15 protein-coding genes are annotated in these 12,311 nt (G+C 42.4%); 1 reads left to right on the plus strand and 14 read right to left on the minus strand.

The features are described 5' to 3' along the window. Positions 1–72 precede the first annotated feature (72 nt). The 9 genes from panD to HNR53_RS06290 all read right to left on the minus strand — a co-directional run bounded on the left by panD (position 73) and on the right by HNR53_RS06290 (position 7,375). Positions 73–456 (minus strand): aspartate 1-decarboxylase, encoded by a 384-nt coding sequence (panD, locus tag HNR53_RS06250; protein WP_184523972.1) that lies wholly within the window; start codon positions 454–456, stop codon positions 73–75. Next, positions 456–1,316 carry a pantoate--beta-alanine ligase gene (panC, locus tag HNR53_RS06255; protein ID WP_184524439.1) on the minus strand — a complete coding sequence of 287 codons (861 nt, stop codon included), beginning with the start codon at positions 1,314–1,316 and terminating at the stop codon, positions 456–458. The genes panD and panC overlap by 1 nt, the downstream gene beginning before the upstream one ends. Further along, positions 1,316–2,149 carry a 3-methyl-2-oxobutanoate hydroxymethyltransferase gene (panB, locus tag HNR53_RS06260; RefSeq protein WP_184523974.1) on the minus strand — a complete coding sequence of 278 codons (834 nt, stop codon included), beginning with the start codon at positions 2,147–2,149 and terminating at the stop codon, positions 1,316–1,318. The genes panC and panB overlap by 1 nt, the downstream gene beginning before the upstream one ends. 256 nt (positions 2,150–2,405) lie before the next feature. Beyond that, a complete protein-coding gene (locus HNR53_RS06265; protein WP_184523976.1) occupies positions 2,406–3,395 on the minus strand; it encodes a biotin--[acetyl-CoA-carboxylase] ligase in 990 nt (329 codons plus the stop codon). Continuing rightward, a complete protein-coding gene (locus HNR53_RS06270; RefSeq protein ID WP_184523978.1) occupies positions 3,380–4,579 on the minus strand; it encodes a CCA tRNA nucleotidyltransferase in 1,200 nt (399 codons plus the stop codon). The genes HNR53_RS06265 and HNR53_RS06270 overlap by 16 nt, the downstream gene beginning before the upstream one ends. Continuing rightward, positions 4,580–5,725, minus strand: coding sequence for an N-acetyl-alpha-D-glucosaminyl L-malate synthase BshA (bshA, locus tag HNR53_RS06275; RefSeq protein WP_184523980.1), 1,146 nt, complete (start codon positions 5,723–5,725; stop codon positions 4,580–4,582). Between the two features lie 40 nt (positions 5,726–5,765). Next, entirely contained in the window at positions 5,766–6,188 is a 423-nt protein-coding gene (mgsA, locus tag HNR53_RS06280) for a methylglyoxal synthase (RefSeq protein WP_184523983.1), read from the minus strand. Positions 6,189–6,203: 15 nt separating this feature from the next. After that, positions 6,204–7,001 carry a 4-hydroxy-tetrahydrodipicolinate reductase gene (gene dapB, locus HNR53_RS06285; protein ID WP_184523985.1) on the minus strand — a complete coding sequence of 266 codons (798 nt, stop codon included), beginning with the start codon at positions 6,999–7,001 and terminating at the stop codon, positions 6,204–6,206. A gap of 17 nt (positions 7,002–7,018) precedes the next feature. Beyond that, the gene (locus HNR53_RS06290; RefSeq protein WP_184524441.1) at positions 7,019–7,375 is read right to left on the minus strand and encodes a nucleotide pyrophosphohydrolase; all 357 of its coding nucleotides are present in this window, start codon (positions 7,373–7,375) and stop codon (positions 7,019–7,021) included. Positions 7,376–7,551: 176 nt separating this feature from the next. Here HNR53_RS06290 and HNR53_RS06295 point away from each other — a divergent pair, with 176 nt between their 5' ends. Next, the gene (locus HNR53_RS06295; protein ID WP_184523987.1) at positions 7,552–8,424 is read left to right on the plus strand and encodes a YitT family protein; all 873 of its coding nucleotides are present in this window, start codon (positions 7,552–7,554) and stop codon (positions 8,422–8,424) included. Between the two features lie 38 nt (positions 8,425–8,462). Here HNR53_RS06295 and HNR53_RS06300 read toward each other — a convergent pair whose 3' ends face one another. The 5 genes from HNR53_RS06300 to qcrB form a co-directional block, all read right to left on the minus strand. Continuing rightward, the gene (locus tag HNR53_RS06300; protein WP_184523989.1) at positions 8,463–9,137 is read right to left on the minus strand and encodes a zinc metallopeptidase; all 675 of its coding nucleotides are present in this window, start codon (positions 9,135–9,137) and stop codon (positions 8,463–8,465) included. A gap of 115 nt (positions 9,138–9,252) precedes the next feature. Beyond that, positions 9,253–10,038: a sporulation protein YpjB gene (ypjB, locus tag HNR53_RS06305; RefSeq protein ID WP_184523991.1), complete on the minus strand. Its 786-nt coding sequence runs from the start codon at positions 10,036–10,038 to the stop codon at positions 9,253–9,255. 57 nt (positions 10,039–10,095) lie between these two features. Next, positions 10,096–10,692: a lipoprotein heptaprenylglyceryl N-acetyltransferase LhaT gene (gene lhaT / locus HNR53_RS06310; RefSeq protein WP_184523993.1), complete on the minus strand. Its 597-nt coding sequence runs from the start codon at positions 10,690–10,692 to the stop codon at positions 10,096–10,098. A gap of 123 nt (positions 10,693–10,815) precedes the next feature. Then, on the minus strand, positions 10,816–11,592 hold the full coding sequence (locus HNR53_RS06315) for a menaquinol-cytochrome c reductase cytochrome b/c subunit (protein WP_184523995.1): 777 nt from the start codon (positions 11,590–11,592) through the stop codon (positions 10,816–10,818). Between the two features lie 43 nt (positions 11,593–11,635). After that, positions 11,636–12,310 (minus strand): menaquinol-cytochrome c reductase cytochrome b subunit, encoded by a 675-nt coding sequence (gene qcrB, locus HNR53_RS06320; RefSeq protein WP_184523997.1) that lies wholly within the window; start codon positions 12,308–12,310, stop codon positions 11,636–11,638. Position 12,311 lies beyond the last annotated feature (1 nt).

Genomic DNA, 12,311 nt, shown 5'->3' on the forward strand with positions numbered 1-12,311 from the left:
GAGTGCAGCTAGAGAAAAGAAATGAGTTAATATAGGAAAAGCTGACCCTGTATGGAGTCAGCTTTTTTTTCATTACATAATGGTCATTTCCGGTTCATAGTTGATGATTTCTTTAATTCGGTTCTGTTCATCCATAATCGCTACTTTTGGATAATGTTCAGCGAGCTTGTCCTGTGAAACCAATGCATAAGAAATAATAATGACCGTATCTCCAGGCTGCACCAAGCGGGCGGCAGCCCCATTCAGACAAATCGTGCCCTTTCCTCTTTCTCCTGGAATAATGTAGGTTTCGAAGCGGGCGCCGTTATTATTGTTGACAATTTGTACCTTTTCATTTCCCACCATGCCTACTGCATCAAGAATCTCTTCATCTATTGTAATACTTCCAACGTAATTTAAATTTGCCTCTGTAACCGTGGCACGGTGAATTTTCCCATTCATCATTGTGCGAAACATCAGGCTTCCTCCTGTTCTCTAGTTAAAATGATGTTATCGATTAATCGAGCCTTAGAAAATTTAACCGCCAAGGCTATAATACAGGTGCCTTGAATGGTATCCATATTTTCTAAATTCGGATAGGATAACAAATTCACATAATCGATTTCACCAGATGTTTCTGTTAAAATCTTATCTTTTATTGCCGAAATAACCGTCTCTGGGTTTGTTTCACCCGAATCTATCAATTCTTCTCCCAACTGAAGACTGCGGTATAGGGCAGGTGCCTCTTTGCGTTCCTTTTCTGATAAATAAACATTACGGGAGCTTTTCGCCAAACCATCAGGCTCACGCACTGTATCCACAGGAACTACTTGCAGCGGGAAATTAAAGTCCTTAACCAGTCCCTCAACAACTGCTGCCTGCTGGGCATCCTTCTTGCCAAAGTAGGCACGGTCAGGCTGAACAAGATGAAATAATTTCGTTAAGACCGTGGCGACACCATCAAAATGCCCCGGTCTTGAGGCCCCGCAAAGCGCATCTGTTCGTTTTCTTACCTGAATCGTAACAGAAAGCTCTTCCGGATACATTTCAGCTGGTGTTGGATAGAAAATGATATCGACCCCCTCAGCGCTAGCGGCATCTTGGTCACGGACAAAATCGCGCGGATAACTTTCCAAGTCTTCATTCGGTCCAAATTGCAGCGGGTTCACAAAGATGCTTAGAACGACAACATCATTTTCTTCGCGGGCTTTTTTCATTAATGCGCGGTGCCCTTCATGAAGATAGCCCATTGTAGGGACAAATCCAATCTGTTTATTTTGCGTTTTCATTTCTTTAATTACTTTTTGTAATTCATCGATGGTCGTAATTATGTTCATCATTTACCTCCGTAAAGACTGTGCAATTCTTCTTCTTTCATCGAATAACTGTGCTCTTCAGCCGGGAATTCCCCTGTTTTTACTTCTTTCACATATTCTTTAACACTATTAATCATTATTTCATCCACAGTTCCGAAACGTTTGACAAACTTTGCCACTTTTTCAACACCATAGCCAAGAACGTCATGATAGACGAGCACCTGACCGTCTGTACCGTTGCCGGCTCCAATGCCAATCGTTGGAATCGTAAGCTGACGGCTGATTTCTTCCGCTATTTGTTTTGGTACACATTCTAACACAAGCATAAAGGCTCCAGCTTCTTCACATTTTTTTGCGTCCTCAATCAGCTTTTTCGCAGCAAGCGCATCTCTGCCCTGGACCTTATAGCCGCCCATGACGGCAACAGATTGCGGGGTTAAGCCAAGATGGGAACAAACCGGAACTCCTGCATGGACTAATGCAGAAATATGTTCAAGCACTCCATCTGCACCTTCAAGCTTTAAGCCGTGTGCGCCTGCCTCCTGCATCACTTTCGCCCCTGCTAATAATGTATCTCGAATCGATAAATGATAGCTCATAAAAGGGAGATCAACTAAGACAAATGTATCAATAGCCCCGCGTCTTACAGCCTTTGTATGGTGAATCATATCCTCAAGTGTGACAGGGATGGTCGACTCATAACCGAGAACGACATTCGCCAGGGAATCACCTACTAGAATAATATCCACATCAGATTGTTCCGCTTGTTTCGCTGATGGGTAATCATACGCCGTTAACATGGCGATGCGATTGCCTTCTTTTTTCATTTTTAAAAAATCAGTTGTCTGTTTCATTTCATTTCCTCCTGTAAGGAAGAGGTCATAACAGATTTAAACATAAAAAATCCTTCTGTTAAGCACAGAAGGATTGGGTTCTCATTTCGCTGTTATATCCCTCTGTCCTGGTCCATTTTTAGGATCTAGGCAGATATAGTTATTGTCAAATTGATACAGAATGGTGCAGTTCACGACAATGATACCGCCCGTTAGACAGAATTATAACAGAAACAGCGAAATGTGACTATAATATTGTCATAAAATTTCAGACAAATTACTTCCTTTTTTCAAGTTCAATATCAGCAGAATAAATTTGATGAACCTTTCCTGTCTCATCTTCCATTAATAGAACACCGTCTTCTGTAATCCCGAGCGCCTTGCCATAGAGACTTCCCTGAAGCATTCTCGCCGTAATCATTTTCCCGATGCTGACCGCATAGCTTTCCCATAGTAGTTTGATTGGATAGAAACCCTCTTTAAGATAGAGAAAATACAAGTTTTCCAGGTTTAGCAGCAATTGTCTTGTCAGCTCCGCACGGTTGACTTTTTTTCCAGACTCGATGAAAAGGGAGGTCGCAATGGAACGGAGTTCTTCAGGATAGTCCTCTATTTCCTGATTCACATTTAACCCGATGCCAATGATGACCGAATCAATCCGATCGCTTTCCGCCTGCATCTCCGTCAGAATCCCCGTCACTTTCTTACCGTCGATTAAGATATCATTCGGCCATTTAATCTGTGGATTCAATCCAGTTACTTCTTCGATGGCCTGGACAACAGCAACAGCCGTAATTAGGGTCAATTGCGGTGCCTTTTGCGGCGGGAGCTTCGGTCTCAGGATAATACTCATCCAGACGCCTGAATATTTGGGAGAATAAAACTGCCGTCCCATTCTGCCCCGGCCGCCTGTCTGTTCTTCGGCAATAACGGTTGTTCCTTCCGGAGCCCCTTCCAGACTCAGACGGAGGGCGATTTTTTGCGTAGAATCGACCGTTTCCTCGTAATGGATGTGAGATCCGAGTGTCGTTGTTTTCAGTCCGAGGGCAATTTCATTTGCGGTAATTTTCTCCGGTATGGTAATAATGCGATATCCCTTGCTCCGTACTGCTTCGAGTTCAAAGCCTTCTTTGCGTAATTCTTCGATATGCTTCCAGACAGCTGTTCTGGAACAGCCAATTAAATCTGCCAAATACTGTCCCGAGAGATATTCACTTTCATTCTCTGTGAATGCCTCAAGCAATCGTTTTCTCAATTCTGATTGCACTTGTAGAGCCACTCCCTTATCGTTTCTTTTTCATTTTGCACTTCACCGTTTAAAACAGCCTTTTCAATGGAGTCTAGTTTTTCCTTCACCCACAGACCGCCTCTTCTCTTTTCCCATTCCATTAAATCGTATCCGCCTACCTTTAGTTCCTGGCGGTCTTTAATCACTAATGTATCGTACAGCTGCTTTAATGCTTCAATGGAAAGGGCTGCAGGCTGACCTTTCACCGTGTTATACAGTTTTTCTGCATGGATGGCTTGAGCAAGCTTGGCTTCATACACTGATTCCAGTGACCATGCTGATTGCAAGCGGAAACGAAGCCAGGAAAGAATGCCTTTCACAGCTTTTATTTTTTTTACCGGCAGCTTCCATTGCTTCAGGAATACCTCTGCTTCTTCCTGCTTGATCCCGAGAATATACAGGAGAAGGGTCCACATTTCTATTAATGAGAGCGATCCCAGCTCCAGTTCGAGGAGTTTTGTCAATGGCGCTTTGTTTTCCCGCAAGTGTGGAAGGTACTGATACAGACCGGTATCAATGAGCAGCTTAAGGGCAGGACAACGGTTTTCACCCAGGAGTAATTTTTCGAATTCAGCGGTTATTCTTTCGACAGCAATTTTCGCAAGCATGGGCGCGTTCTCAATTAAAGCCTGATAAGTGTTCCTTTCGACCGTAAATGATAATTGACTGACAAAACGAGCAGCCCGCATCATGCGAAGGGCATCCTCATGAAAGCGCTCTGAAGCAGATCCAACTGTCTCAATGATTTTGTTCTGAATCGCTTCCCGCCCGCTAAAAGGGTCAATCAGCCGGCCTTCCTTGTCCATAGCCATGCTGTTCATCGTAAAGTCACGCCGCTTTAAGTCTTCTTCAAGCGAACGAATAAAGGTAACTTCCGCAGGCCTGCGGAAATCAATATATTCGCTTTCCGTACGGAAGGTTGTCACTTCGTATGTATCTTTCCCCCAAATCACCACAACGGTCCCATGTTCAATCCCGACATCAACGGTTTTAGGAAAAATCTGCTTAACCTCCTGCGGTGTTGCCGATGTCGCAATATCAACATCGGCAACTTCTTTTCCAAGCACGAAATCTCGGACAGACCCTCCGACAAAATACGCTTCAAAACCGGCATCTTCCATTTTCTTAAGAACAGGGACAGCTGAGAGAAAAATCGGCATCATTTATCCTTCACCACATTTCACTAACTGATAATAAATCTCTTCATACTGACTAACTATTTTTTCACAATGAAAATTCTCCTGCACAACTTTAACCGCATGCTGCGAAAACTGACGGTGAAGCTGTTCATTCGTCAGGAGTTGAACTGCTTTCCGGGCAATTTCCTCAATATCGCCAAGGTTGCAAATAAATCCCGTTTCCCGATCAAGGATAACCTCCGGAATTCCGCCAACCCTGGTTCCGATACAAGGAACCCCGCATGCCATGGCCTCCAGGGCCACAAGACCGAAGCTTTCCTTTTCCGATAAAAGAAGCAGCAGGTCGCTGATTGAATATAGTTCTTCCAGATTATCCTGTTTTCCGAGGAATAGTACATATTCATTCAACTTTCGTTCATTTACCATCCTGCTTACGATCCCCATTTCCGGTCCGTCGCCAATGAGCAGCAGTTTTGCCGGAACATTTTTTACAATTTCAGCAAATGTTTTGATCACATCCCGTACTCGTTTGACTTTGCGGAAATTGGAAACGTGAATAATCACCTTTTCGTATGAGCGGATATTGTATTCTCCCCTCAAATGGACGGAAGAAGGAATCCTTTTGTAAATGCGATCATCAATAAAATTATAGATCGCTTGAATCCGCTTTTCCGTATGGATCAGCTCGTATGTTTGCGAGATTAATGATTGAGATACAGCCGTCACGGCATCAGAACCTTCAATGCCGAATTTAATCGCAGCGGTTAAGGACTCATCATAACCCAGCACCGTAATATCGGTGCCATGCAATGTTGTCACGATTTTAATATCCCTTCCGCTCATTTGCTTCGCTAAGATTGCACATACGGCATGCGGTATGGCATAATGCACATGAAGGACATCCAGTTTCTCCCGATTAATCACTTCTGCCATTTTACTGGCGAGCGCTATATCATATGGAGGATATTGGAAAACGGAATATTGATTGACTTCTACCTGATGGTAATAGATATTATGATACATTCTTTTTAAACGAAAAGGCATGCTCGAGGAAATAAAGTGGATTTCATGTCCGATTTCCGCCAGCATTTTGCCTAGTTCCGTGGCTACGACTCCAGATCCCCCCACGGTTGGATAGCATGTTATGCCAATTTTCAATTTATTTCTCATCCAAAAAAAATCTCCTTCTTACTGCATGTGAGACTACTGGTTACAGCGACTCTTTAGAAGGAGTTCTGCCACGGATAATATCACGCCAAGAGATATCGCCACGTTCTAAACCTTTAACCAATACTTCACCTGTTCCCATATTAGTCGCCAGCGGAACCGCATATACATCACAAAGACGGATTAATGCAGTTACGTCCGGCTCATGCGGCTGAGCCGTTAGTGGATCACGGAAAAAGAAGACCATATCCATTTTATTATTGGCAATCATCGCTCCGATTTCCTGATCACCGCCAAATGGTCCGGATTGAAATCGATGAACCTCAAGACCGGTTGCTTCCATAATTTTCAACCCTGTTGTTCCAGTGGCATATAATGTATGATGTTCAAAAACGGGTTTATACGCAGTAGCAAAACGAATCATATCGTCCTTTTTCTTATCGTGAGCAATTAATGCTATATTCATTTTACTTCCTCCACTTTAGTCAATAATATTTTCTAAGCCGTAAACGAATGTATTAAGTTTCATGACCGTATCTACTGCCAGTTTTACACCAGACATAAAGGAAACGCGATCATATGAATCATGACGGATGGATAAGGATTGCCCTTCTGCACCAAACATGACCTGCTCGTGGGCAATTAATCCTGGAAGCCGAACTGAATGAATATGCATGCCGGCAAAATCTGCACCTCTTGCACCTGGCAGTGTCTCTTTCTCGTTTGGATGTCCCTGCTTCTTTTCTTCTCTTACTTCGGCAATCATTTCTGCTGTTTTAAGCGATGTTCCAGATGGTGCATCTAACTTTTTATCGTGATGCAGTTCAATAATTTCCACATCAGGAAAGTATTTACCCGCAACTTGAGCGAATTTCATCATTAAAACGGCACCAAGCGCAAAATTTGGCGCAATAACACAGCCCAATTCTCTTTCGCGGCATAAGGTTTCTAGCTCAGCTAAATTTTCTTTTGTGAAGCCTGTTGTGCCTACGACTGGACGAACTCCAAGCGATAAAGCCGTTTTTGTATGGTACATACCGACTTCCGGAGTCGTTAAATCAATCAATACGTCCGGCTTCACTACGTTCAAACATTCTATAATATCACTATAAACAGGTACAGCTAATGTTGATACCCCAAGTTCACTTAATAATTTGCCGTTATGTTTGTGGTCTATAACCGCAGCTAGTTCAAAATTTTCCGTTCGTTCAACAAGTTTTACGGCCTCAGAGCCCATTCGGCCGCGCGGTCCTGCTATGACAATTTTTGTATTTCCCATTGTTTTGTTTTTCTCCCCTATTCCTCAATCCTTGTCCAGCGATCTTTATCTCTTGTATTAAATTTATTCATGACCCGGTCATGTGCTCCTTCCAGGTCGATATGTAAGGAATTTGCAAAACAGATAAGGACAAATAACAGATCGCCCAATTCTTCCTCAATCGTTTTTTCATCTTCTGTGCCCTTTTTTGGTTTTTCACCATAATAATGGTTCACTTCCCTGGCAAGCTCTCCCAGTTCCTCTGTCAACCTTGCTGTCATCGCCAACGGACTGAAATATCCTTCTTTAAATTGGCTGATATAGGCATCCACTTCTCGCTGAAGCTCTTTCATGGATTTTCCCTTCTCCACTGTTATCACCTCTAAAATGACCATATGAATGTTATACATTTACCATGTTAGCTAATCAAGACAACTTTTACAAATGTTTTTCATCATTTCAATAGCTTTGTCAGGAAATTGAGCGTTTTTGACTTTGAATGAATCCACCTACTTTTGTTAAACTTAATTGAAAGAGTTTGGAAAGCATCCATGGAATTGGAGGTAGTCATATGTTACAAACTATCCGGGCAAAAAACATTTTCTTTATCCTGATTGGTGCAGCTATTTTTTCCTTTGGTATTGTTCATTTTAACATGCAGAATAATTTATCCGAAGGCGGATTTACAGGAATTACACTTCTCTTCTTCTTCCTTTTTCATTGGGATCCTTCTTATGTAAACCTTATTTTAAATGTCCCGCTTTTTTTTATTGGCTGGAAGGTGCTTGGCAAAAATGCCTTCTTATATACGGTGATTGGTACCGTTAGCGTCTCTATATTCCTTTGGATTTTTCAGCGTTACCAGATTGATATGCCTTTAAAGGATGACTTGACTCTTGCTGCTTTATTTGCCGGAAGCGCAATCGGGATCGGCCTTGGTATCATTTTTCGTTTTGGAGGCACAACCGGCGGTGTCGATATCATTGCCCGCCTCATGAATAAGTTTTACGGCTGGAGCATGGGGAAAACGATGTTTTTGTTTGATGCATGCGTAATAGTACTGTCATTAATTTTTTATTTATCCTATCGTGAAGCGATGTATACACTTGTTGCTGTCTTTATCGGAGCAAGAGTGATTGATTTTATGCAGGAAGGCGCTTATTCCGCAAGGGGGGCTTTGATCATTTCCGATCAAAACGAAGCAATAGCCGAGCGTATTCTAAAGGAAATGAATCGGGGGGTCACGGTGCTGAAAGGGTATGGCTCCTATACGAAGCGCGATCGGGAAGTACTTTATTGTGTTGTCCCTAAAAATGAGATTGTCAGTCTTAAAAGCGTTATTACTTCTGTCGACCCGCATGCCTTCGTGTCGGTCAGCTTCGTTCATGATGTCATGGGAGAAGGCTTCACACTGGACGAAAATAAAAAACCAATTGTACATTGAAAGGAAAAAAGTTTAGACCGCAGTCTAAACTTTTTTCGTTAATCGTCACTTTGCATGCCAGTATAAATTAGAATTAAACGGACCAATTCCAACACAGCTACTGCGGCGGCAGCTACATAGGTTAATGCAGCGGCATTTAATACTTTTCTTGTTTCCCGTTCTTCATCATTTCGTATGACGCCAACGGCAACACATTGATCCATCGCCCGGGAAGAAGCATTAAATTCTACCGGCAGTGTCACAAGCTGGAACAATACGGCCGCAGCCATAAAAATAATTCCTAAAAGCAACAGACCGCTCATTCCAGCGATCATGCCGATAATAATTAATATCCAGGAGAAATTCGAGCCGATATTGGCAACTGGTACAAGCGTATGCCTCAGGCGGAGAAATGCATAAGCCTCTTCGTCCTGAATCGCGTGTCCACATTCATGTGCCGAAACAGCGGCAGCCGCAATTGAGCGGCCATGGAAGTTACCGGATGATAGACGCACTGTTTTTGTCCGCGGGTCATAATGATCGGATAGTACACCTCTGACTTCTTCAATATTGACATGGTAAAGACCATTAGCATCCAATATTTTCCGCGCTACTTCTGCTCCCATCAAATTTGAAGAAGAAGGTACATGGGAATATTTCGAATAGGCTCTTTTCACCTTAATCTGCGCCCAAATCGGAACGAGAATGATGATGGCAAAATAGATAAAATACATGATTTCCTCCATTTGTTCGTGTTGTGATAATCTTATTGTAAGAAAAAGAGAAGAACTATGTCAAATAAAGTGAAGTTTCACTCTGTGTTTAACCAGGGGAAAACGAGAAGCCCCGTTACCTTGACGGAGTTTTTCTTCGTTCACGTTCCCCCTTGAACTTGCGCCAGCCCACATAGGATAAGGTCAGAACAATAATACTTCCGGTAGATATGATCACCCACCAGAGCGAAGGGTCTGCTTCATCCTCCAGAACACCGTCAAAAATGGTTTGCAGATCGGTTTCTAAGGCAAACAGCTCCTGGACGGACGTTTGCTCCGTTAATATTTCCGACCGGTATTCATCGACAAAACGAACTCTTGTATTGAGCTTTTGAATTCTTTCTACCGGCACATCAATTTTCATGCTTGGATAAATCATTTCATATAAAGATAAAAACGAATTGAGCTTCGCGTAAAACACTGTTTTTTCTCCGTTTAACGCAGCTTCTTTGGCCTCATTGAATACCTCTAAGATCGGTTCCCTCATTTCTGTCCAAAGGGGTTCCTTTGTTGAAGAAATGGCATCTATGACTAAACGGAATTTTGTCACTATGTTGATTCTTTCATCGAAATTCATTTCGGAATTTGTCATTGCTTCAACAGCCTCATTATGAGCAATCGTGACAATTCTAACTTCATCCATCGTAAACGATTGCTCCCTTAATGCCGCAGTTGAAAATTTATCTGAAAAAGAATCTAATATTTTCTTCGCATCTTCATACCTTTGCGACTTGGTTAACTGAAGCGCTTCATCAGACATATGACTTAACTGATCGATTGGCGAAAGATCCTGTGCAGCAACAATGGGTAAAGGTATGAATAATAAACATATAAGAGCAGCTATCCAAATCGTGAACCTCATGCTTGTCCCCCCTCTATTTATACCAATTTATGAAAGGGGGGATGAAGATAGACCAAATTATTGCCGAATCTTTAATTCGAAGCGGCGCTCTCTTAAACAAAAATAATAAGTCAGCAAAAGGGAAGCAATACTGAGCCAAAACGTAAAATAGCCGATTTGCGGCGTTATTTGATCGAGCATACTGTAACGAGGAAGCATAAAAAAGACATAGTCTATCACATCGTTATGTAAGGTCCAAATTGCTGCAGCTGCTAAATGCCAGCCTTTTATCCGGTAAAAAGGGGCATATAAGAGGCCTTCAACTGCCATGGCAGCATGAGAGAAAATGAGCATCCAAGCGGTAAGCTGCTGCTCTCCTGTCTCGAAAAAGACGAGAAAGTTCATCACTACTGCCCATATTCCATACTTCATCAGGGTCACGATCGCCAACGCTTCTAAAAGCGGCCAGTTTTTTCCAAGCAAAAAGGCGATCAGGACAAAAACAAAAAATAAACTAGCGGTCGGGCTGTCCGGAACAAAGGGAAGAAAAATAGCAGGGGTCTCCCGCAGCTGCCACCCATACCAAATGTAGCCGTATATCGTCCCGAGTATATTTACGATCAGCAGCAGCCATAAAAACTGCCGGTTCCCTAAAACAGGGTATAACCATCTCATTATTCTCCCTCATCTCTATCATGAAGTTAACTTACTAATCCATCTTACTATATTTGCCACTGTTTTTTCATTTTATAAAGCATGAAAAAGCCGGCGAAATCACTCACCGGCTAAAGTTTTCCATTATTTACTTTCAACGCTGTCAATAAATTCTGCGAGTTTTGTTAACTCCTCATCTGTACCTTTAAATAGTCCAGGAGGCATTTTTCCGTTTGCAGAACCATTTTTCGCAATATCGGCAATCTCTTCAGCTGTTCTTTGAGTATCAACTAAAGCAGGTGCCGCTGCACCGCCTTGAAGATTGTCTCCGTGACAGCTCACACAACCTTGTGCTTGGAAAATTTTGTAGCCTTCAGATTCTGTATCAATATCTGCCTCTGCTACAATCTTCCCTTGCTTAGCCGCAGCCTCCCAGTCATGGTTTACAACCGATTCCCAAGTTAAGTAGGAAATCGCCGCAATGGCCAGCAGCATAAATCCAGTAGCAAATGGTCGTTTAGACGGACGGCGCTCTTTCCCGCGGTCAATAAACGGTGCCAGCAATAGCGCACCAAATGCTAAACCTGGAATAACAAGTGCTCCAATTAGATTATAAGGACCTGATGCATAAGTATACTTTAACATTTGATACAAGAATAAGAAATACCAGTCCGGCATCGGAATATATGCTGTATCACTCGGATCGGCTATTTTTTCTAACGGAGACGGATGGGCAACGGTTAAACATAGAAATCCAACAAGAAAGACAGCTCCAACCATCCATTCCTTCAGCAAAAAGTTTGGCCAGAAGGCTTCCGTTTTCCCTGGATATTCAGAGTAATCTTTTGGAATATTAGGCATTCTGTTATCAGCAGGAACGCGTGAGTCCCCGACAAATTTCATCCCTTTTCCACGATGCATGAATAGTCTCCCTCCTTTATTAAATAGTATTTAAACTAGAGTATTACAATGGACCTGAGATACCTTGTTTACGAATCATCATGAAATGGGCTGCCATTAAAGCGAATAAAGCCGCAGGCAGGAAGAACACATGGATCGCGAAGAAGCGTGAAATCGTTTGCGCACCAACAATATCAGAACTGCCGGCAAGTAAAATCTTCAGATATTCTCCGATAAACGGTACAGATTCAATAATGGTGATGGTTACTTTTGTCGCAAATAGCGCTTTCATATCCCATGGCAATAAATAACCTGTTAAACCAAGAGCAAGCATGATAAAGAAAATCAATACGCCGACGATCCAGTTTAACTCTCTAGGTTTCTTGTAGGCTCCTTGGAAGAATACACGCAGTGTATGTAAAAACATCATAACAATAACTAAACTTGCGCCCCAGTGGTGCATACCGCGGACGATTTGCCCGAAAGCGACTTCATTTTGTAAATAATAAACAGATTCCCATGCATTTTTGATATCTGGCACATAATACATGGTTAAGAACATTCCTGATAAAATTTGAATAACTGTAATAAAAAAGGTTAAACCACCAAAGCAATAGACAAATGCCGAGAAATGATGAGCCGGGTTAACATGTTCAGGAACTTCGTGATCCGCTATATCCCGCCACAAAGGCGTAATGTCTAAGCGCTCATCAACCCAATCGTACAGCTTATTTAACATT

Source organism: Bacillus benzoevorans (assembly GCF_014207535.1).
Classification (GTDB): Bacteria; Bacillota; Bacilli; order Bacillales; family Cytobacillaceae; genus Bacillus_BD; species Bacillus_BD benzoevorans.